This window comes from Lunatibacter salilacus, from assembly GCF_009797935.1.
In the GTDB taxonomy this organism is placed as follows: domain Bacteria; phylum Bacteroidota; class Bacteroidia; order Cytophagales; family Cyclobacteriaceae; genus Lunatibacter; species Lunatibacter salilacus.
On sequence record NZ_VOLC01000019.1, the window covers coordinates 11,722 to 33,576 of the forward strand.

General features: G+C 41.9%; 16 protein-coding genes. 8 read left to right on the top strand and 8 right to left on the bottom strand.

The features are described from left to right. Window positions 1–235: 235 nt before the first annotated feature. Window positions 236–1,963: a phospho-sugar mutase gene (locus FQ608_RS21355; protein ID WP_158860531.1), complete on the bottom strand. Its 1,728-nt coding sequence runs from the start codon at window positions 1,961–1,963 to the stop codon at window positions 236–238. A 478-nt stretch (window positions 1,964–2,441) separates the two neighbouring features. On the opposite strand from FQ608_RS21355, the gene FQ608_RS21360 reads away from it, so the two are divergent. Together FQ608_RS21360 and FQ608_RS21365 are read left to right on the top strand one after the other, a co-directional pair. Continuing rightward, window positions 2,442–2,864 (top strand): hypothetical protein, encoded by a 423-nt coding sequence (locus FQ608_RS21360; RefSeq protein ID WP_158860532.1) that lies wholly within the window; start codon window positions 2,442–2,444, stop codon window positions 2,862–2,864. A gap of 43 nt (window positions 2,865–2,907) precedes the next feature. Then, complete coding sequence (locus FQ608_RS21365) at window positions 2,908–4,509, top strand: glycoside hydrolase family 99-like domain-containing protein (RefSeq protein WP_234364316.1); 1,602 nt, start codon at window positions 2,908–2,910, stop codon at window positions 4,507–4,509. Window positions 4,510–5,053: 544 nt separating this feature from the next. Here FQ608_RS21365 and trpS read toward each other — a convergent pair. Continuing rightward, window positions 5,054–6,028: a tryptophan--tRNA ligase gene (gene trpS / locus FQ608_RS21370; RefSeq protein WP_158860533.1), complete on the bottom strand. Its 975-nt coding sequence runs from the start codon at window positions 6,026–6,028 to the stop codon at window positions 5,054–5,056. A gap of 71 nt (window positions 6,029–6,099) precedes the next feature. On the opposite strand from trpS, the gene FQ608_RS21375 reads away from it, so the two are divergent. Then, window positions 6,100–7,197, top strand: a complete 1,098-nt coding sequence (locus FQ608_RS21375; protein ID WP_158860534.1) for a DUF1573 domain-containing protein — start codon at window positions 6,100–6,102, stop codon at window positions 7,195–7,197. Here the strand turns inward: FQ608_RS21375 and FQ608_RS21380 are convergent. After that, a complete protein-coding gene (locus tag FQ608_RS21380; RefSeq protein ID WP_158860535.1) occupies window positions 7,190–8,398 on the bottom strand; it encodes an acyl-CoA dehydrogenase family protein in 1,209 nt (402 codons plus the stop codon). The two genes, FQ608_RS21375 and FQ608_RS21380, sit on opposite strands and share 8 nt — an antisense overlap. A gap of 222 nt (window positions 8,399–8,620) precedes the next feature. Between FQ608_RS21380 and FQ608_RS21385 the strand changes: the two genes are divergently transcribed. Continuing rightward, window positions 8,621–9,586: a tryptophan 2,3-dioxygenase family protein gene (locus FQ608_RS21385; RefSeq protein ID WP_158860536.1), complete on the top strand. Its 966-nt coding sequence runs from the start codon at window positions 8,621–8,623 to the stop codon at window positions 9,584–9,586. 36 nt (window positions 9,587–9,622) lie between these two features. Here the strand turns inward: FQ608_RS21385 and FQ608_RS21390 are convergent, their stop codons facing one another. Next, window positions 9,623–11,281, bottom strand: coding sequence for a patatin-like phospholipase family protein (locus tag FQ608_RS21390; protein ID WP_158860537.1), 1,659 nt, complete (start codon window positions 11,279–11,281; stop codon window positions 9,623–9,625). 184 nt (window positions 11,282–11,465) lie between these two features. On the opposite strand from FQ608_RS21390, the gene FQ608_RS21395 reads away from it, so the two are divergent. Next, window positions 11,466–13,064 (top strand): NAD(P)/FAD-dependent oxidoreductase, encoded by a 1,599-nt coding sequence (locus tag FQ608_RS21395; protein WP_158860538.1) that lies wholly within the window; start codon window positions 11,466–11,468, stop codon window positions 13,062–13,064. Window positions 13,065–13,074: 10 nt separating this feature from the next. Then, window positions 13,075–13,446 carry a CoA-binding protein gene (locus FQ608_RS21400; protein ID WP_158860539.1) on the top strand — a complete coding sequence of 124 codons (372 nt, stop codon included), beginning with the start codon at window positions 13,075–13,077 and terminating at the stop codon, window positions 13,444–13,446. Between the two features lie 61 nt (window positions 13,447–13,507). Here the strand turns inward: FQ608_RS21400 and FQ608_RS21405 are convergent, their stop codons facing one another. From FQ608_RS21405 to FQ608_RS21415, 3 genes are read right to left on the bottom strand one after another with little or no spacing between them, the layout of a single operon-like run. Continuing rightward, complete coding sequence (locus tag FQ608_RS21405; protein ID WP_158860540.1) at window positions 13,508–14,404, bottom strand: Brp/Blh family beta-carotene 15,15'-dioxygenase; 897 nt, start codon at window positions 14,402–14,404, stop codon at window positions 13,508–13,510. Next, a complete protein-coding gene (locus FQ608_RS21410; RefSeq protein WP_158860541.1) occupies window positions 14,391–15,539 on the bottom strand; it encodes a lycopene cyclase family protein in 1,149 nt (382 codons plus the stop codon). The genes FQ608_RS21405 and FQ608_RS21410 overlap by 14 nt, the downstream gene beginning before the upstream one ends. A 50-nt stretch (window positions 15,540–15,589) precedes the next feature. Then, on the bottom strand, window positions 15,590–16,342 hold the full coding sequence (locus FQ608_RS21415; protein ID WP_158860542.1) for a bacteriorhodopsin: 753 nt from the start codon (window positions 16,340–16,342) through the stop codon (window positions 15,590–15,592). Window positions 16,343–16,715: 373 nt separating this feature from the next. Between FQ608_RS21415 and gyrB the strand changes: the two genes are divergently transcribed. Both gyrB and ppk1 read left to right on the top strand, forming a co-directional pair. Next, window positions 16,716–18,674 carry a DNA topoisomerase (ATP-hydrolyzing) subunit B gene (gene gyrB, locus FQ608_RS21420; protein WP_158860543.1) on the top strand — a complete coding sequence of 653 codons (1,959 nt, stop codon included), beginning with the start codon at window positions 16,716–16,718 and terminating at the stop codon, window positions 18,672–18,674. 102 nt (window positions 18,675–18,776) lie between these two features. Next, complete coding sequence (ppk1, locus tag FQ608_RS21425; RefSeq protein WP_158860544.1) at window positions 18,777–20,894, top strand: polyphosphate kinase 1; 2,118 nt, start codon at window positions 18,777–18,779, stop codon at window positions 20,892–20,894. On the opposite strand, the gene FQ608_RS21430 is transcribed toward ppk1, so the two are convergent. Next, window positions 20,884–21,789, bottom strand: a complete 906-nt coding sequence (locus FQ608_RS21430) for a Ppx/GppA phosphatase family protein (RefSeq protein ID WP_158860545.1) — start codon at window positions 21,787–21,789, stop codon at window positions 20,884–20,886. The two genes, ppk1 and FQ608_RS21430, sit on opposite strands and share 11 nt — an antisense overlap. Window positions 21,790–21,855 lie beyond the last annotated feature (66 nt).

Consider the following 21,855-nt stretch of genomic DNA (forward strand, 5'->3'; position numbering starts at 1 on the left):
AAAATTCAAATATAATTTACCCAAAAACTAAAAGGAATTAGTAAAATGTTGAAAGGTTTGTTTTATGTTTAAATAATTTGATGAAAAAATATTAATAATTTAAGATTAAGTTTTCGACAATTTTCACATCGGTAAATTCTGTTTTCATTTTGACTTAAAAATTAAAATAAAATGCCCCGGACTTTAAGTATACTCAAACCCGGGGCAATTTTGGTCATATTGAAAAAGTTTTATTCTATTCAAAAAACCTTTTTAATGCCGCAATTTTGTTATCGAGCGACATCTCCACAGCCCTGTACGCCTCCCTGTTGGGAAGTTTTTCATTTACGGAAATATAATACTTGATTTTTGGTTCTGTTCCCGAGGGCCTTGCCGAAATTTTGCTTCCGTCTTCCAAATAAAACTGAATTACATTGGACTTGTCAAGTTCTAGAGCCTCTTCAGAGCCGTCTATCATATTATAGACTTTGCTTTCCTGCACATCAACAATTTTAATGACCTTTATACCATTTATTGCCTCAGGTTTGTTAGCACGAAATCCGTGCATTAGTAGCTGTATTTGCTCAGCACCGTCTTTACCTTTTTTGGTAATGGAGATCAACGACTCTTTGTAGAATCCATACTGTAGGTAAATTTCAGCCAGTACATCAATAATATTTAGGCCTTTGGTTTTGTAATAGGCTACAATTTCAGCAACAATCGCGCATGCGGATACGCCATCTTTATCCCTGACAAAATCACCTACGAGAAATCCATAACTTTCCTCGCCTCCGGCAATGAATTGGGCTTTTCCTTCTTGTGCAAGAATGACTTCAGCGATATATTTGAATCCGGTAAGAGTAGAAAAGGTTTTAACCCCAAAGCCTTTGCTTATCTCCGTGATCAAATCTGTTGTGACGATGGTGTTTACGGTAAATTGATCACCTGTCAACCGCCCATGTTCCCTCATTTTACTCAGCAAGTAATAAACGATTAGAGCACCAGTCTGATTTCCGTTGAGCAGTTCATATTCCCGGTTTTCGTTGGGAATGACAGCGGCATATCGATCACCGTCCGGATCACAGGCCAAGACCAGTTCTGCATTTATCTCCTTGGCCAGTTTTACTGACATTTCCAATGCCTCCGCCTCTTCTGGATTAGGGTATATCACAGTGGGGAAATTCCCGTCCGGTTCGATTTGCTCCTTCACGACGTGAATGTTCTCAAAACCAAAAATCCGCAACGCTGCCGGCACCATCTTGCCAGAGGCCCCATGTATGGGTGAGAAGACAATCGTCATGTCTTTCTGAACAAATATTGATTCCGGAGACATGGATAGTTTTTTGACTTCATTTAAGTAAATCAAATCAAAATCCTCCTCAATAAACTCGATCAAATTATCGTTTTTGCTCCAATTTACATCATCTATGGATTTGATTTTTAACACTTCGGCAATGATGTTTTTATCGTGTGGAGGAACAACCTGCCCCCCGTCTTCCCAATACACTTTATATCCGTTGTACTCTTTGGGATTGTGGGAGGCCGTCACCATTACCCCGCTTTGGCATCCATAGTGTCTGATGGCAAAAGACAACATAGGAGTAGGGCGCATTTCACGGAAATACTTGACATGTATTCCATTTGCGGTTAATACATTGGCTGTGGTTTCGGCGAATAGCGTATTGTTGATTCGGCTATCATGGGTAATAGCCAGTTGGATTTTCTGGCCCGGAAAGGATTGAAGCAGGTAGTTAGCCAAGCCTTGGGTTGCCATTCCGACGGTATATACATTCATTCTGTTGGAGCCCACACCCATTAATCCACGCAGTCCCCCCGTTCCAAATTCAAGATCCCTATAAAAGGAATCAATAAGTTCGGTTGGGTCTTCAGATGCCAAAAGGGCCTCTATTTCCGTTTTGGTTGAAAGATCGATGTTACTGGTCAGCCAGGAGTTGGCTTTGGTGATAATTGAAGCGTCTGTCATTGTTTATAAAAAGTTTGTTTAAAATGCTTAGGATATCTATGCTGAAAATTAGGGAATTATTACGTTTTCCCCATATCTGAAAGTAAAAATATCATTTTTTTTCCCAAAGAACTTAGCAAAATCAGGATTAAATCAATCCCTTAAAACCGCAAACCATCCAGGTTTTACGAATAATCAACTAACTGTTCAAGTTGAACGGGTGAAACCCTGAAGGTTTTTTCTCATAAAGATCACCATGTTTCAGGAAAGTACGTCGGATTTTAGGTAATTTTAAAGGTTTTAATTGACAGCTAAATCCATCTCTCTATCGGTTATTAAGATGTATATACAAATTGGTTATTTTTGGCTCCATCTCTCAGGATATCATAAATCAAACCCGCTCCCGCATAAGCTGTAGGTGTAAAATTTAAAGGTGGTTTTTGGAATCTCTTCCTATATCCCGTAACTTCATGTTTTAATTTAACAGCTTTCACCAATTATGGATTTAAATCAATTAGATAAAGACTTGACAGTCATCATAGAACTGCGGATAAGACTGACAAAATATTCGTATGCCGACCATGAATATGATGAAATCGAAGAGGAGCTCCATGATTTGGAAGACGATTTCAACGATAATTACGGGGAAGATTTGGAAAGGGAATTGGAAAAAATCTATGCCAAGTTGAACTCCGATAACGAAGTGCTTTTGCCCTCCGCCTACTTGGCCAATCAATATGTGCCTCTGATGCCTGATGCGAGAGGTATAGTTTCGTATGAAGTGAAAGGCAAACAGGGCGTACCCATAGAGTCGGAGCAATTTGACGGTCAAGATGTTCGATTGGTGCTAATTTCCAATCCTGCTAGAATTGTCATGCAGATCAATGGGCTTTCACTTAAAGACGTATGGAGGTCACGGTAATTGCCGTTGATTTTTTTGATCCTTCGTGAGACTTGGTAAGCATATGAGTAAAAGGTTTTTATTTTTTGGTAGGGTCATCGTTTTGGGAATCATCCTGTATGCTTGTAGCCGACCGCCAGCCAACATAAGTATGGAGTCGGAAATGGATGGAGTATCTTTAACCCAACAATCGACCTCAACTTCCACATCTATTCCTGCTAACGCTGGTCAAAGAATATCCACGGACATGAAACAGCGTACTCAAATAGGCGTGTTTTTTATGCCCTCGTGGAACACCTCTTCCGATCCCGGAGTGGATGTGGACAGTTTTTGGTCCTGCCTACAAGGAAGGGGAGACTGTGCATTTTTGAAAGATCCCTCAAGCTGGGGAAATAATGGCAGGATTTTCAACCGGCAATATCCCTATGAAGGACCTTTTTTGGACAAAAAGCCCCATGTCAGCCTTAAAGGATTTTATAAAAGAGATGACCCTGAGGTGGCGAGGAAACAAATCCAGTATATGAAAGACTACGGGATTGATTTTTTTGTATATAAATGGTTTTTTGGAAGGCATTACTACTATCACCTGGATTATGCTCCCCAATCATCCATATTTTATCCAAAAGGCTGGCCCGTGGATTCGCAGCGGTCGGGGAGGGTGAAAGTGCCCGGAGTCGAACAGTGGGAATCACAATTGAAAGTACTATTGGAGGAGAATGCTAAACTTCCGGCTACGAAGCGGATAAAATTTGCCCTTAGTTGGACAGATGATAGCGACCATAGATGGAACGATTGGCTGAAATTAGGGTCTCCAGGGACTCTTTCCAGTAAAGCAAATTATCCCGGGGAAAAGCCCGATAAGGAAGCCTATCTACAGGTGCACGATAAAATTACCCTCCTTTGGATTCAAAAATACTTTCTGCGGGATGATTATCTGAAGGATGAGACAGGAAGGCCGATTATGTATATGTACTTTCCTCACGATACGGAAGCTAGGGCGTCGTTTTACGGAGTAACCCTAAAAGAACTGCTAGAACGGTCTACTGGATTGGCGAAGAAATCGGGGTTGCCGGGAATCAAATTTGTAGCCGTCACTTCAGGGGTGATGCGGCAGGAGCAAAGGGCGTACGGAATGCCTACTACCTGGAAAGCGAAAGATCCCAATCGCCCCTGGCTGGGTGGGGAGTATGGTGGGCAAATGTTGATGCAAGAATATGTGCCCCGATTGAAAGGAATGGGCTTTGAGGGGATGACTGGATATGTGTATCATATCTATATGAACCGGGACAATAAAAGTTATGACGACATGCGTCAGACCTACCGGGGCCACTGGGATAGGTGGAGTACATTTTTTCGCCCTGATACGGAATTTGAATACCAGGTACCTGTGGCCATGGGCTGGGACCGTAGACCGGCAGGGGGAACCTGGCCTCAACCCAGCGGATTTCCCAGTGAGCCTGCCAAGGACAAGGTAATTAGCACCAAAGCAACCTTTAGGGCGAAATTGGCTGAGGCTAAAGAGGTGTCCGAGTCAAACCGTCCCAGCAACGGAAACACAATTATGATCTGCTGCTGGAATGAATACCTCGAAGGAAACCACATCGAACCCACCGAAGGCCATGGGTTCGGATATTTGGAGGCTATTAAGGAAGTAGTGGGAAAATAATCAATTGCGGCCAAAAGTTATGATTACCAATATAAATCATCGTTCGTCATATCCAGTTATCGCTCCGCAAATGCCCCACCCCTTCCCTCACCCTAAAGGGGAGGGCGATCGGTTCCGTCTTTTGAGATGCTTTTTTACTCTAAATTAATATCTGTTCTCAAAAATATTTCAGCAAAGGCTAGTCCCTGACATTCTCGGAATTTAAACGCTGATTTCCACCTTCGTAATAACCACAAATCCAACATCCCAAAACCGTTTTGTTCTGTGGATCTCCATTACGTTCCGTTATCGGCCGTAAATATTATTTCAACTATATTTCGGCCGCTAGGCCATACCCTGAACCGCTACGATAATCAGGGTCTTCGCTTCGCTCCGATTTCAATTGTATTTCGATTCCCTATATCAAATAAATATCCAATACTAATTAACATCCAATATCAATCAATAGCCAGTATCAACAAGTATCCAATATTTCAGCAGAAGGCTTTATTTCTACCATATTTCCACCATATTTCCATCCCCAATATCCACAAATATCAAAAAATCATCTAAACCCCAACTTCCTCCTTACCCTACCAAGCACCTTAAAGGCAACATCTCTTGCCTTCGCTTCTCCTTCCTCAAGTATCTGGTTAAGTTCTGCTGGATTGCTCATATAATGATCATAAAGCCTACGCTCTTTAGCATACTTTTCCAGAATCAATTGAAGTAATTCTTTTTTGGCATGTCCGTAGCCGAAATTTCCCGCCAGGTATTTTTTTCGTAAATCAGCCGTTTGATCTTTTTCGGCAATTAGGCTGAATAGTTTGAATACCGTACAGGTATCGGGGTCCTTAGGGTCTTCCAGCGCAGTGCTGTCGGTTATGATGCCGTTCACATTTTTCTTAAGTTCCTTTTCTGGCAAAAATATATCGATGTAATTGCTGTAGGATTTACTCATTTTTTTTCCGTCAGTACCGGGAATGATCATGACCTCCTCACTGATACGGGGTTCTGGGAGAAGTAGCATTTCTTCCTCAAACCGGTTGTTAAACGCACTGGCGATGTCTCTGGTGATTTCCAGATGCTGAAGCTGGTCTTTGCCAACGGGCACAATATGGGCATCGTACATCAATATGTCTGATGCCATCAATACCGGATAGATAAACAAACCTGCGTTTACATCTGCCAGCCTATCGGCTTTATCCTTGAAGCTATGCGCGTTGGCAAGCATGGGAAAAGGGGTGAAGCAGCTCAAATACCACGTAAGCTCTGTGACTTCGGGGATGCGGGATTGCCTGTAAAAAACGGTTCGCTCCACATTCAGCCCAAATGCCAGCCATGCCGCAGCTACCGCACGGACATTCTCTTCCCGTTGCGGCCCCTCTTTGACGGTGGTCAGGGAATGGAGGTCGGCTATGAAAATAAATGATTCGTTGGCATCTTCCTTAGCCAAATTGATGGCAGGGAGGATAGCTCCCAATATATTTCCCAAATGAGGTTTTCCCGAACTTTGAATTCCAGTAAGTACACGTGCCATTGGTAAGTTTTTTGACGCAAATTAAATAATTAAACACATTATTCGTCGTGATTTTAACGTTATTTGTACCTATGAAGCTTTCACCTATCTTTTCCTACCTGTTTATATTGACGCTGTTTTCGTGTTTTCCTGCTAACAGTCAGGATGTTGAATCCCCCTTGCTTGCGTGGGAAAAAAGGGTAATTAACTTGGGATCGGTCTTAGAGGAGAATGGGCATGTACAAGCTGCTTTTAATTTCACGAATCGGACTAATCAACGGTTGGTAGTTGAAGAGATTATTACGGAATGCGGGTGTACCACAGCGGAATATTCCCGGGATACCCTGCTTCAAAATGAGAAGGGAAAGGTTGTGATTAACTTTGACCCACAGTCTAGGGGAGGGGAGTTTGCCAAGATGATATTGGTAAAGACCAATGTGGAACCCTACATTGATACGCTCATTGTGGAAGGGTTTAATGTGCCCCTTCCAGCGAGCGCAACAGCTCATTACGCCATTGAAAAGGCCGGACTTGGGTTCAAGCTTGATGTAGTTAACTTGGGGCAGATTTTTACCAACGAACCAAAAATAAAGCATGTCGATTTTTTCAATTTCGGAGATTACCCTGTTCAACTCAATCAAATACAGAGGGATTTACCTACCTATATAAAGGCAAAGCTTATTCCCGCAGTAGTTACTGCGAAAACCAGGGGAGTGCTCGAATTAGTTTATGATGCAAAGGCAAAGGATGATCTGGGTTTCTTCGATGAAACTATAAAACTGGCTTTGCTTTCTGACGAAAAAAAGGAGCTGCCCGTTCAGGTATTGGCTACCATTCATGAGTACTTTGAGCCTGTACCCTATGCAGAAAAGGACAATGTCCCCCGACTTGAAATTAAGGAAATGGAAATTGACCTAAACAAAATTAAAAGCAACTTGGTGATATCCCGCCTAATTACACTGGAAAATAAGGGTGGCCAACCACTTGATATCCGAAAGATTATCTCCAACTGTGATTGTGTAAGCCTTATTGTCCCTAAAGAAAGAATGGAACCTGGAGAAAAAATGGACCTTACGGTTACTTTCGATCCGAAGGGTAGAAAAGGAATTGATCATAGGACAGTAACCATATTCAGCAATGATCCGCTATGGCCCACCCGAACGGTTAAGATCAAAAGCAGGATCAACTAAAAGCCGAAATGCCGGTGATTTCCTGTCCGAGTATTAGCAGATGGATGTCGTGGGTACCTTCATAGGTGACTACGGATTCAAGATTCATCATATGGCGCATAATACTATATTCTCCGGTAATACCCATCCCACCTAAGATCTGTCTCGCCTCCCTGGCGACTTGCAGCGCCATGGCGACATTGTTTCGCTTTGCCATGGATATCTGGGCAGTAGTTGCCTTGCCTTCTTCCATCAATTTCCCAAGACGCCAATTAAGTAATTGTGATTTGGTGATCTCAGTCAGCATTTCAGAAAGCTTTTTTTGAGTCAATTGAAATGATGCGATTGACTTACCAAACTGTATCCGCTCCAACGCATAATTTTTGGCTGTTTCATAGCAATCCATAGCAGCACCTACCGCTCCCCAGGAGATACCGAAACGAGCCGAATCCAAACACATTAGCGGAGCACCGAGTCCACTTTTTCCCGGAAGAAGGTTTTTTTTCGGGACCTTTACTTCATCGAACACTAGTTCCCCGGTACATGAAGCGCGAAGGGACCATTTGTTGTGGGTTTCTGGAGTGGAAAATCCTTCCATACCCCGCTCCACAAGCAAGCCATGGATTCTTCCTTCCTCGTTTTTCGCCCAGACGACAGCGAGGTCAGCCTGCGGAGCGTTTGAAATCCACATTTTGGCTCCATTGAGCAGGTAGTGGTCACCCATATCTTTAAAATTAGTCGTCATTCCAGATGGATTGGAACCGTGGTTGGGTTCCGTTAGTCCAAAACACCCCAGAATTTCCCCAGATGCCAGCCTGGGAAGAAGGCTGCTTTTTTGCTCCTCTGATCCAAATGCATATATGGGATACATGACTAGAGATCCCTGTACGGATGCCGTCGATCGCATACCTGAGTCGCCCCGCTCCAGTTCCTGCATCATTAATCCATATGCGGTGTAATCCAATCCTCCTCCGCCATAATTTTTGGGAATCTGAGGACCGAAAATTCCCTGGTCACCCATTATTTTCACGATGGACGAGGGGAAATAGGATTCTTGTGCCCATGATTCTATATAGGGAGAGATTTCCTTCTTGACAAATGAGCGGATTGATTCCCGGATTAGTTTTTGCTCTTCCGTAAACAATTCATCCAGTTGATAAAAATCCACCCCTTCAAACGTGTCCGACTTTAAAGATTTCTGTTTTTTGCCTATTGAGGTCATATGTTTGGTAAATTAAGTAAAATGATGGAATTTTACACGCAATTACTCCGCCTAAGGTCGGGAATTAGATAATCCAATTCCGAATCAGTTTAGTAAAGTAAACGTATTGGATTCTCATCGGTTTTAAGTTGTATTGTAAAGTGTTGATCCGGAAGGAGACTTCACGGATGAAAGTTGTTGAAATAATTTCAAACAAATACCTGTCAAAATAAATTGTCTTCCATGGATCAGGAATACCCCTCTCCGGAAATTATTGCGAAAATCAAACAGCTTGAGGAAAAATTTCGGTCCTCTGGACAGGACCTTTCGTCTTATTTGGAGGGTTTGCTCCATGCGGACTACCTGAATTATTGGGACTATATTAATTTGGACACCCTGCTCACTCTGCAGCAACCACGTACATCCTTTAAAGATGAACGGATTTTCATTATTTACCACCAAATCACCGAGCTGTATTTTAACCTTATTATTTGGGAAATCGAACAGCTGGCAGCTGTGGAAAATCTCCCGTTAGGTTATTTCAAGGAGCGCTTAAAGCGGGTAATTATGTATTTTGACTTGCTGATATCTTCGTTTGCGGTGATGTCCAAAGGAATGGAAAGGGAGCAATTTATGAAATTTCGAATGTCACTTCTACCATCCAGCGGATTTCAGAGCGCCCAGTACCGGATGATTGAGATCATGTGCACAGATATCCAAAACTTGGTTCATTTGAGGGAGAGGGAGGATTACAAAGATATCAACCTTACCAACATCGATTCCCTGTTTAATATCCTTTATTGGCAATATGGCGCAACGGAGCTAGCTTCTGGTGAAAAAACTTTGACCTTGAAGTCATTTGAGAAAAAATATGGTGTAGAGCTGAAAGAACTGATCGCTTCTTTCCGAAAGAGAAACCTCTGGAAAAAGTACCTTTATTTGGAGGCGAAAGACGAAGAACTGACCAAACTGATGCGGGAGTTGGATCTGAAAGCCAATGTTTTTTGGCCGCTTGCCCACTATAAGTCTGCTGTCAAATATCTCCAAAAGGACCCCAAAGATATAGCCGCTACCGGTGGCACCAATTGGCAAAAATACCTCCCGCCCCGCTTTCAAAAGGTTATATTCTACCCCGAGTTGTGGAGTGGGAGCGAGATAGAAAATTGGGGAAAAAGTTGGGTAGAGGAAGAGGTTTTCGGGACGATTTAGGGATAATTGGTTGTAATAATTCTACCGATAATTCTTTTACCTTGGCTTGATTTCGTCCACCATAAATCGGGGATTCTGTTTGAATTTTTCCCAATCGGATTTCAGTTGTCGTAACAAATCTTGAATATCTTTATTATATTGGACTTCTTCCGGCAATTCATCGATGTATTTCATCAGATTATAGCAGGTTGTGAATTGGCCGCAGGCAACTAAGTTATCCAGTCGGTTTAATTTTCTGTCTTTATCGTCCCACCAAAGGGTTGTAGGCATTTGGGAAGCAATGAGTGCTGATTCTTTAATTCTTTCGCAATGTTTCCCGTAGATTCCTGTATTTATGACGGATTTGATAAGGTTTTGATGCTCACCGTTTAATTCATAGACTGTATTGGTGATGAGTCGGTTTTTATTTTTTGGGTTTTCATAAAGGAAGTTATAGTTGATTCTTCGTAGTTGATGGAGAAAAATATAATTTACCATAGTAAAGGTGGAAGAAAGCCTCTCAGTAAGCATTCGTCGTATAAGAGATACGCTTAGGGTGTCCATTCCTTGTATGTTGGATAAAAGCACGGAAGGGATGTTGTTTCGAAAAACGTTTTGAAGGGAATAATTGAGAAACCGGGCACTTAGGCTGGTGAAAATCCCAAATCCGCTCAAGACAACCCCCATTCCGGCCAAAACTCCTCCGATTATGTATATCCCCGGCCAAGGTTTGCCAAAGAACAAATCCATCGAATTGACCAAGATCAATAAAAGTCCACTCAATAATGTGATAAGGTAGTACCTGTTGAAACTAAGGGCTTTTAAAAAATTGCTGAAAACTGATTCCAGCGATTTTTTCCCATGTTTGGCTAGGTCGGTTTGATCTTCCTGCCAGGGTGGCATCATATAGCTGCCTACATCATTGACCATGATTAAATCCAACGGAGTGCCCGGGTCGTTGGAGTTGTTTATGTTCACCATGCTGCCTATACCTTGGTTGTCCACGATTCCACCATCCATGATGCCAACACCATTTAGGAAATTCGGTTTTTCCTTGAGATTTTGGTAAGCGGCCACCGGCTGGCCGTTTCGGAAGTCATCTGGGAAAATAATCGGCTCAAACCCCATCGGGAAACAAGAAGAGGCGGCAATTGCATCAGCGATACGGATACCTCCCCGGAATGGATCTATTTCTTCACAATAAAGCCTATAGTTGCCAAATAGACCGAGGTTTTGAAAGCGGAAAGCCAAGCCAAAGGAGAAATCAGTGGCGTTGAAACAAACATATTTCAGATGGGAACCCGCTAACTCATCAAGTTCACCCATGTTCGCAGGTTGTAGCAGAGTATCGTAGGCTATGGCAAAAGCGTTTATAAGCGATCTTTTTTTTGAGTTAGATTTCCATAGCTCATCCTCTTCCATATAACAAAGAGCTGTCTTCAGCAGCTCATCTTTATAATGAAAGGTATATAGATTGTCGAAGAATTCAGAAAAAAGGATCCCCTTAGCCTGGCATGAAGCATAATATCCCCCGGTAATCGTTCCGCCGCTGACAGTGCTCATCGCCGTTACTTTTTCTAAGAGAATGCTATCGGCGAAGTGCTTCTGTTGCAGATAGGAAAGGACCCCCAAAGAGAAGGCAGACGCACGGTATCCACCTCCGCTGAAACACAATCCTATCGATTCAAAAGGGCGGAGGGTAGGGTTAGTTAACATATCGAAATCTGTTAAATGAAAACTTTTATTTAATCTAAGTATTTAATTTAGAATATGATACTAATTCCATTTTTTTTTCCGCCGGACAGGATTGAACTTTTTATAGGAAAAATGGGTAAAGAGTCAGGCAATCAGATATGTTCCATTTGACGCCACTTTTACTTTAAGGATAACTACCTTACCCATGAAAAAAGAAATTCAGCTTACCCTATCTCCCAAGGAAGCTTTTGACCCACCAAGTTTCCACCAATCGGTTAGGGAGCGCGTGGGTATTTCTCCAGATGTAGACGATGTTTTTATCCGGCAGACCAAAAGATCCATTGACGCAAGAGGCAGGGATGTTAAAGTCAATGTATCTGCTGAGATTTTTATCAACGAACCGCCAACCCCACTAATCCACGCAGGGAAATCCTACCCAAACGTAAGCCAAGCAGATCCGATCGTAATCGTGGGTGCAGGACCTGCCGGTATGTTTGCTGCATTGCGGGCCATTGAGTTGGGGATTAAACCCATTGTTGTGGAGCGGGGAAAAGACGTGAGGGCCCGGCGAAGGGATTTGGCAGCGATCAATAAAGAGCACCTGGTAAATCCGGAGTCAAATTACTGCTTTGGAGAAGGAGGGGCAGGGACCTACTCAGATGGAAAGCTGTATACCCGTTCAAAGAAACGTGGGGATGTCCGCCGAATCATGGAGATTTTTGTTGCTCATGGAGCCACCGAGGAAATCCTCGTGGATGCTCATCCCCACATCGGGACAAACAAATTGCCCCAATTAGTGACAGCGCTGCGCCAATCTATACTGGATGCGGGAGGTGAGGTGTATTTTGACATGCGGGTGGATGATTTTATCCTTGAGGGAGATGAAATCAAAGGAGTTGTTTGTTCCTCCGGTGAAAAATTTCTTGGACTGGGAGTTATTTTAGCAACAGGCCATTCCGCAAGGGACATCTTTCACCTACTGAGCCGTCGTAATGTACAAATTGAGGCCAAACCTTTTGCACTTGGCGTAAGGATAGAGCACCAACAAAAACTGATAGACCAGATTCAATATCACTGCCCCACCGATCGAGGCCCCTATCTGCCCCCATCCTCTTATTCGCTGGTTCAGCAAACCCAACACGACCAACTCCAGCGCGGTGTCTTTTCCTTCTGCATGTGTCCTGGAGGATTTATCGTTCCGGCGGCCACCTCACCCGGGGAGATCGTAGTCAACGGAATGAGCCCAAGTAGGAGGGATGGCAAATTTGCTAATTCAGGTATGGTTGTTGCCGTAGAGTTGGAAGATCTTGCGGCCTATCAAAAACACGGCCCCCTCGCCGGGATGATCTTTCAGCAGGAAATCGAACAGCGGGCTTGGGAGGTTGGAGGGAGAACTCAGCAAGCGCCGGCCCAACGGATGGTTGATTTTGTAAACGGGAAAGTAAGTGACAGTTTGCTTCCCACGTCTTACCAACCCGGAATTGTATCTGTATCCATGGACAGGGTTTTGCCAGAGTTTATCTCCGCTAGATTGAAACAGGCCCTTGGATTATTTAACAATAAAATGAGGGGGTATTATACTAATGAAGCGCAGCTTATCGGTATAGAAAGCCGTACATCATCTCCGGTCAGGATACCACGGGAAAAGGATACTCTAGAGCATCCGCAAATTAAAAGGCTGTTTCCCTGCGGTGAGGGAGCCGGATATGCCGGCGGAATCGTCTCAGCGGCCATGGACGGTGAGCGCTGCGCTGAGAGACTCATTGAGCTATATAAAAAAAAACAGCGGAGTGACCGCGAATAAATAAAAAATAATGCAGGAAAAAAAAACAGTTATACTTGGAGCTTCACCCAATCAAAGCAGGTATGCTTATGCAGCAGCTCAAATGCTTCACGAACAAGATATTCCATTTGTTCCGGTAGGAATCAAAACAGGTGAGGTATTTGGAGAGAAGATTTTGGACTTGAAGGAAAAACTCTCAATTGATGAGGTGGATACCGTTACCTTGTATATTTCCGCGAAAAATCAGCCGGAATGGTATGATTATATTTTGTCATTAAAACCAAAACGTATTATATTTAATCCGGGAACCCAAAATCCCGAACTGTCGGCGTTGGCTAAAGAAAACCAAATTGCTACCGTATCCGCCTGCACACTAGTCATGTTGAGCTCAGGACAGTACTGATCCGTTTTTGATGCTGTTTAAAATTAGTAAGTAATGGAAATCTCCACCAAGATTGTTTTTGTTATTTAGAAAGGGGCAGGTGCTGCTTGGATGGGTCTTCTAAAAACATGTTCATAACCCAAATGTGGGGAGCGGATATCAAAGATACCATGACAAAAAACAGCAATGTAAGTTCCCTCTCTGGCAGCCAGTCATTAAGAAATATTAATATAAAAGAAATACCGAACATACTGATTAATGAGAATGGTAGGAGTTGCTTTACAAATAACAGGAATTTGTTTTTATTGCCATCAAAGCTTAGGCTTGAATACTCTTCAATAAGACTAGGAAAGGCATGCCAAAAGCCAAAATAAGTGATAAATGCCAACAAAAGGGGCATATGGTATAGACAAATCCCCAAGACAACCATTTCGATGATGTAAAAGAACTTTTTTTGCGACGTTAACCGGGCGATAAAGAAGGAACTCAAGAAAAACAGTGAAATAATCGAAACGGCTGAATATGGGCGGATAACCTGAATATCTACCATAGGTTGGAGAATTTCTGATGTGCGATCAAAATCGCCAAACAAGATAACTGCAAGAAAATAGAACCCCGTACATAAATACAATATGTATTTATTGTTTTCCACCTTTATCGGGATGAAGTTAGCCTGTCCAAAATGATAGGCTGACATAATCAAAAAAAGAATCAGGGATGTAATCGGCAAATAAACCCAGCAAACTAAATAGATAAGCATGATGCCAAGGTAAAAAAAAATGAATTTTTGTAACCCACTTTTGCCACCTGCTTTTTTGTGGTAAAGAAGATGATCAATAGCCCCATGGGGAATACCCAACGAAGCCATCACAAGTAGAAACCATCCCCAAAGTAACGTTTCATTCTCTTGTATTAACCACAGGTAACCCAAACCTATTAGAATCCCTAATGCCTTTCCAACAACTTCAATGGCTTTCATAATTCAATAGGGATTTGATAAAAACCTCGAATTTTAACCGAATTAAAATGGAAAGTTCCTGAAGAAACGAAGTCTCTTCATTTAGAAAAAGTAAAATATCTCTTCCTTTATTTTTTTGGAATAAGTCTTGAAATAAGTGTGGTAACTCGTTTGGCCATTTACAAGCTATATTGAGCAAAATGTTATCGTAAAAGGAGAATCGAAACTTTCTCTTCCACTTTAAATTTTTGCTAGGAGACTTGTTCACTAGAGAGTTAACAACTTTTTTGCTGTGTTTTTGAATAGTGTGGAATGTGTAGCCGGTGGAAGGTTTGGTACAGCCGGCAATGGAACCCAACAAAATCAAATCGGAATGGTCAAGTTGATTATAATTGTTTTTTGTAGACATGGGTATGGCTCCTTCTTCCCTAAAATTTATTTTATAATCCTCCACTCCCAGTTTGTTTTTGATGTATGAGGATAGTTTTGCTTCAAGCTGCGTTTTATCAATATTTGTTTCTTTGGTAAAAATGGTGTACTCTACCAAACCTCGTTTTTCACTGAACGGCAAAATATACACAAAGGCCGTTTCTGTGTCTATTAATGAATCAAAATCCATTAATGTTACCGTCTTTGGGTCAAAACAGGGATTTTTGCTCTCAATTTCCCAACCTACAAACACCTGTTTTAAATATCTTTTTGTTGACTTAGAAGATAGCGGTATTGAATTAAAGATCTTTGTGCCTCTTATTACCCCATGATTTCCCGTTCTCACCACAGGTGCCCCATTTATGATAGGGATATCGATCACAGCGTCTAGAATCCAAGTTATGTTTTTTTGGACCCGGATTTTTGCAAGAACATGGTTGTAAAAATCTGAAGATTTTATTTGGTAATATTTCAGGTTTCCGAGAGATTTATCAACGGAATGCAGGCCGTTTGTAATTGACATTTTATCCCAATAAATCACGGGTCCTGTTCTTGGGTGAATTTCTAATGGATCCTCCGACCAGTAGCACCAGGTACGGTCATTTTGTTGTTTTGGGTCATTATCAATTAGTAAAATTTTTTGATTTTTGAGGGGGCTATTCAATAAATGGTAGACAAAACTCAGTCCAGCACACCCTAATCCCGTTACTACAATGTCATAATCCATAAGCGGATAAAAGTAAAATGGATCCCACGTTTAGCAGGACCCATAGTTTTTTAAGAGGTGGCAACTGCGACTGTCTTACTAGACTCTGACACAGCAACATAGTATATTACCAAGCCAAATCCGATTTTATTAATGGCATCTGCAAGATTATAGAATAAATCTATACTGCTCACTGCAAAAGCACCCGATAATAAATTTCCAGGTAAAACCATATATCCAATTGGATAAATCGACCACCCTAGGGTGATGAATATTTTTAGAAGAAACATAGCCCTTCCTAACGCAGGACTATCCGAAGTTTTTGTCAACCTCGCTATATCACCCGCAAACACCTCGTATACAATATACAAATAGCCGAGAGTAGATATAATGCCCCAAAGAATATTGTTGCTGATACCGGAAGTTTCTCCTATGTATCCTGTGACAAGCATGACTAAAGAAGCAAGAATTAATTTGAACAAGGTACCACCTTTAGCACCAAACGGCTTGGTCAACAAATAGAATTCAACGCACATTAAAGGAACTGTCAGCGTCCAATCCACATATCTGAATGCCGTAGGACTTTGACCAGTTTGGAGATAGAAATCTCTCATGTAATAGTAATGGATGGCCGCGATACCAGTAATTAGGGCGGAGACGAGTAACGAGAGTTTCCACTTACCATCAACTGTACTTCTTTCCACTAAAAAGAAAACGGCTGATGCAAACATAGCCATATATCCTATAAAGAAGGTAATGGCTACCGGGTCAGTGTTAATGATTTTTTCTAGACCGACAATTTCTGCTACTAATGGAATATTCATAACGTGTTTTTAGAGGGGTTATTGATGTATTTTGTGAAATTTATAAAACTTGTCTAGATAAGAAAACAGAATTAAATTTGTTTAAAAAAAAACACATAATATTAAACAAATGTAAATATATAGTTGGTTTTCAAGTATAAAACACGTGTCGTCGTGTTGAGGTTTGTGATGTGGTATTATTAAATAACACAAATTTACAGAATAATATTTTACACATTCGATTTTGTGCGGTAGGTGTCTAAAAATGAAATCATAGGAGTGACAATCGAAAAAATAAGGGTATGTAGTTCGGTTTTTTTTCTGTATTTTTGTAAATAATTTGAGTTTTTAAAAATGGTCCTTTTTAGCAAAAGGATTGCCGTAGATACTTCGCATGAGTAAAGAAAAAGAATCAAACAGGGGTGATTATTCCGCCCAAAACATCCAAGTATTAGAAGGGTTAGAGGCAGTCAGGAAGCGACCTGCCATGTACATCGGAGACATTGGTGTTAGGGGGTTACATCACCTGATTTGGGAGGTGGTTGACAATTCCATTGATGAGGCCTTGGCAGGCCATTGTGACACAATCCGTGTGACGATTAATGAAGATAACTCCGTGACTGTTGAAGATAACGGTAGGGGAATTCCCACCGACTTCCACGAGAAGGAAAACAGATCAGCCTTGGAAGTGGTTATGACGGTTCTTCACGCAGGGGGTAAATTTGACAAAGACACTTATAAAGTTTCCGGAGGACTTCACGGAGTAGGTGTATCCTGTGTTAATGCCCTTTCCATCATGTTAAAGGCAACTGTCCATCGTGGAGGAAAGGTTTTCGAACAGGAATATAGCAAGGGGGTTCCTCAGTATCCGGTCCGGGAAATAGGAACAAGCGAAAAGAGGGGTACCACAATTCATTTCAAGCCGGATGATGAAATCTTCCAGGCAACGGAATACAAATATGAAACCATAGCCACCCGAATGCGTGAAATGTCTTTCCTTAATGCTGGGATAAGCATCCATTTGGAAGATTTACGGGAACAGGAAGACGATGGGACTTACAGAAAGGATCATTTTTATTCGGAAGGGGGCTTGGTGGAGTTTGTCGAATACTTAGACGAGAACAAACAAAAGATCATCGATTCACCCATATACATCGAAACGGAGAAAAATGGTGTTCCTGTACAGGTAGCGATGAGCTATAACTCTTCTTATACTGAAAATGTAGTTTCCTATGTGAATACGATCAACACGTATGAAGGAGGAAGCCATGTTTCCGGATTTAGAAGGGCGTTGACTAGAACCTTGAAGTCCTACGCCGACAAGTCGGGCATGCTGGACAAGGTGAAGTTGGAGATTGCCGGAGATGATTTTAGGGAAGGGCTAACTGCGGTAATTTCCGTCAAGGTCGCTGAACCCCAGTTTGAAGGGCAAACAAAAACCAAGCTGGGGAATTCCGATGTGGTTGGAGCGGTAGATGGGGCTGTTTCAGAGACGCTCCAGTCTTGGCTGGAAGAGCATCCAAAGGAAGCAAAAATCATAGTTGGCAAGGTAGTATTGGCTGCTCAGGCGCGACATGCAGCCAAGAAGGCCAGGGAAATGGTGCAGCGAAAAAACATTTTGGGAGGTGGTGGACTACCCGGAAAACTTGCCGATTGTGCCAATTCTGACCCTACGGTATGTGAGTTGTACCTCGTGGAAGGGGACTCAGCAGGAGGGTCTGCCAAGCAGGGAAGAGACAGGGATTATCAAGCCATCTTACCTCTAAAGGGTAAAATTCTCAACGTGGAAAAGGCACTGGAGCATAAAATTTACGACAACGACGAAATAAAGAACATACTTACTGCGCTTGGAGTTAAGATTGGCACGATGAACGATGAAAGGGAACTTGATCTTTCCCACCTGAGATACCACAAAATCATTATAATGACGGATGCGGACATTGACGGTTCGCACATTCGTACGTTGATATTGACGCTTTTCTTCCGGTATATGCGGACATTGATCGAAAGGGGATATGTCTATATAGCACTACCTCCCCTCTACCTGTTAAAGCGGGGTAAGGAAGAGAGATATTGTTGGTCGGAAGAGCAACGTAAGGTGGTTACCCAAGAACTTGCCCCGGATGGCAAGGTGGAGAGCGTTGGGATTCAGCGGTATAAGGGTCTCGGTGAAATGAATCCTGAGCAGCTTTGGACTACCACAATGGACCCAAGTACCCGTACCTTAAAGCAGGTGACAATAGACTCTGCCGCAGAGGCAGATCACCTTTTCAGTATATTGATGGGTGATGAAGTCGCTCCGAGAAGAGAATTTATTGAAAAGAATGCAAAATATGCCAAGATTGATACCTGATAATCAGGAGCAAATATAAGATAGGGGCTAAATGCCCCTTTTTTTTTCTCTGATTATTTTATTAAAATTACATCATCCATAACAGGATTTAACTAAAATAAAATGATCCAACCCGATAAAATAGAAGAGATTATATATAGTAGTGATTTGATTAGTAGGGACTTGAGCTGGTTGAAGTTTAATGAACGGGTATTTGATCAGATCCTGAAAGACACAAGGAATATATTTGAGAAATTTAAGTTTTTGGCTATAACAGCCTCTAATTTGGATGAATTTTTCATGATCCGGGTAGGATCACTTTATAATTACCTGGATTATGACAAGGTGCGGGTAGACTATTCCGGTTTGAGGGAGGACGCGTTCAAAATGAAACTGATGGTTGAGTGTCAGAATTTTCACGTACGGCTGCAGGAACATTTTTTGAAAGAATTATTGCCAAAGACTGAAGAAGCTGGTTTTATCCTCAGCAATGTAAAGAATCTTCAACCTGAGGAACAGCAAGCCATTAAAGAGTATTTTTTCAAAGCCGTCTACCCCATGTTGACTCCTATGGTGTTTGATGGATACCATACCTTTCCTATCTTGATGAACAAATTGCTGATTTTTGGAGTCATAACTATCAACGAGGGAGATAAAAAAGATAACCGAAAGCTGTCTTTTGTTCAGATTCCTTCCAATATTCCCCGGTTTTTTGAGTTGGAGCGAGAGAATGTGATGATATTCATTCCCATCGAGGAAGTTATCCGTGAGCATATTTTTTCGCTTTTTAGAAATGTCAATATTGAGTCTGTCAACCTTTTTAGGATTACTCGAAATGGCGATTTTACGTTAGAGGAAAGTGAAGATATGGACTCCAATTTTTTGGAAGAGGTAAAGCGAAAGCTCAATGAACGGAAGACTGGCCGAGTGGTAAAAATCGAAATTGAGGAGGGATACAGCAAGTGGATGATCAATTTGTTGAAGGAACGTTGGGTAATCAATGATGATAGCATCTTTAGGATTTCAAGAAAAAGCCTGATGGATTTTACAGGGCTTTGGCAGATGATCGGTAACAAAAGGTTTAAGGAAAAGATACCCTCACCACCTAATCCGGTACCGCCACTTTCATATCCCGATGCAGCTACAGAGGATATCTTTCAGGTATTAAAAAACAAGGATATTTTGCTTCACCACCCTTACAACAGCATAGAGCCAATCATGGTTTTGTTGGAAAAGGCTGTGGATGATCCCAGTGTCATGGCGATTAAGATGACCATCTACCGATTGGCAAAAAATTCCAGGATTGTAGGAGCACTTTTGCGAGCCGTTGAAAACGGGAAACACGTGTCCGTTCTATTTGAGGTAAAGGCCAGGTTCGATGAAGAAAACAATATGCGGGAAGCCAAACGGCTTCAAAAGGCTGGTTGTTTCGTCATTTATGGGGTTACTAACCTGAAGACACACACCAAGCTAATGCTGATTGTGAAAAAGGACGAAAATCAAGTGACCCGGTATGTACATTTGGGGTCTGGAAATTACAATGAAGAGACTTCCAGAATTTACACGGATATAGGTCTGCTGACCACCAATGAAGTGCTTGCCAATGACGTTTCGGAATTCTTCAATGTAATCACCGGACATTCCCTGCCAACGACCTATAAAAACTTGCTCACTTCCCCTCGTGAGATGAGGAAGAAATTGATTGAGTTTATAGAAGAAGAGGCCGAACACGCTAGGAAAGGACTGCCCTCGGGGATTTTCATCAAATTGAATTCTCTTGAAGATTCCGAATTCATCTATGCACTTTATCGGGCTTCACAAGCCGGTGTTTTGATAAAACTTATCATTAGGGGCATATGCTGCTTGAGGCCAGGCCGAATGGGGCTAAGTGAAAATATTGAAGTTCTATCAATCGTCGGGGATTTTCTGGAACATTCGAGGATTTATCACTTTCACAACAACGGAAATTCCCGAACCTATGTGGGTAGTGCTGATGCTATGGTGAGAAGTTTTGACAAGCGGTTGGAGTCTCTGTTTCGGATCGAAACGCCTATTTTAGAAAAGCAGCTAATGAATATCTTGGCCTACAATTTGAAAGACAACGTCAATGCGTATCGCATGCAGGAAGATGGAACCTATGTCAGCAAGCAGACAGAGTCGAATGAGGAACCGTTTAATATCCATGAGAAGTTTTTCAACCTTACCCCTGAAATGATCACCGATGTAAAACTTATTGATTAGGCTGAATTGACGGGTTAAATTGTTTATTGGCCTGATCGAATAGGTAATGCATTACCCCGTCTTTCAATCCAACGTCAGGCACAATCATACGATTTGAATTTGCAGCCGACATAGCCGTAAGATAAATTTTGGATGCGGGAATAATTACATCTGCCCGGTCTTCATTTAGATTGAGCAGATGTACTCTTTCTTCGAAGCTATAACCCTCGAGCCGTGTCTGAATAGTTCTAATGGTCGTTAGGTCTAAGAAACGTTTATTTTTCCGGGGCTTGGACAGTTCCATAATTTTATTGATATTTCCTCCAGTTCCTATACAAGTTACGCTCTGTTCTTTATGTAAATGTTGCGAGATAAAATGGATTAATTCAGTCTCCATGGAAAGAGAGGCATTGTCATTCAGTGTTCTGACTGAACCCAATGCGAATGATTTACTCGCAATTTTTTGCGCCTTTTTGTAGATATTGAGTTCCGTACTCCCTCCGCCCACATCGATATGCAGGTATGTCTTATGATCAATGTACGACCAAAGCGCGCGGTCAATAAGTTCAGCCTCCCTATCGCCATCAATGATAGTGATGGATAATCCGATTTCATCAGACACCTGTTGGGCAATTTCTTCCCCATTTTTCGATTCACGCATGGCTGAAGTTGCACAGACCATATAGTGGTCAACTTCGTACAAGTCGATCAAGGTTTTATATGCTCCCATCAGTTTTATAAACTTCTTACGGTTTGTCGGGCTGATTTCACTATGCAAAAAAACATCTTTGCCCAATCGAAGTGGGAATCGGAGATATTCTACTTTTTTAAAAGTGTGTCTCCCTTGATAGAAAAATACATTTGTGATCTGTAAACGTATGGCGTTTGAGCCAATATCAACTGCTGCTAATTTCACTTGATCTTTAATTTTGGCCATATGCAAATATCGGACAGAAAACCTTCTGTCCGATATTTTTGATGA

Coding starts and splice junctions, on each gene's coding strand:
- FQ608_RS21365 (WP_234364316.1), top strand. CDS start 2,908: ATGAGTAAAAGGTTTTTATTTTTTGGTAGGGTCATCGTTTTGGGAATC.
- FQ608_RS21410 (WP_158860541.1), bottom strand. CDS start 15,539: ATGGATTATGACATTGTAGTAACGGGATTAGGGTGTGCTGGACTGAGT.
- ppk1 (WP_158860544.1), top strand. CDS start 18,777: ATGATCCAACCCGATAAAATAGAAGAGATTATATATAGTAGTGATTTG.
- FQ608_RS21400 (WP_158860539.1), top strand. CDS start 13,075: ATGCAGGAAAAAAAAACAGTTATACTTGGAGCTTCACCCAATCAAAGC.
- FQ608_RS21360 (WP_158860532.1), top strand. CDS start 2,442: ATGGATTTAAATCAATTAGATAAAGACTTGACAGTCATCATAGAACTG.
- FQ608_RS21385 (WP_158860536.1), top strand. CDS start 8,621: ATGGATCAGGAATACCCCTCTCCGGAAATTATTGCGAAAATCAAACAG.
- FQ608_RS21375 (WP_158860534.1), top strand. CDS start 6,100: ATGAAGCTTTCACCTATCTTTTCCTACCTGTTTATATTGACGCTGTTT.
- FQ608_RS21405 (WP_158860540.1), bottom strand. CDS start 14,404: ATGAAAGCCATTGAAGTTGTTGGAAAGGCATTAGGGATTCTAATAGGT.
- FQ608_RS21390 (WP_158860537.1), bottom strand. CDS start 11,281: ATGTTAACTAACCCTACCCTCCGCCCTTTTGAATCGATAGGATTGTGT.
- FQ608_RS21355 (WP_158860531.1), bottom strand. CDS start 1,963: ATGACAGACGCTTCAATTATCACCAAAGCCAACTCCTGGCTGACCAGT.
- FQ608_RS21380 (WP_158860535.1), bottom strand. CDS start 8,398: ATGACCTCAATAGGCAAAAAACAGAAATCTTTAAAGTCGGACACGTTT.
- gyrB (WP_158860543.1), top strand. CDS start 16,716: ATGAGTAAAGAAAAAGAATCAAACAGGGGTGATTATTCCGCCCAAAAC.
- trpS (WP_158860533.1), bottom strand. CDS start 6,028: ATGGCACGTGTACTTACTGGAATTCAAAGTTCGGGAAAACCTCATTTG.
- FQ608_RS21415 (WP_158860542.1), bottom strand. CDS start 16,342: ATGAATATTCCATTAGTAGCAGAAATTGTCGGTCTAGAAAAAATCATT.
- FQ608_RS21395 (WP_158860538.1), top strand. CDS start 11,466: ATGAAAAAAGAAATTCAGCTTACCCTATCTCCCAAGGAAGCTTTTGAC.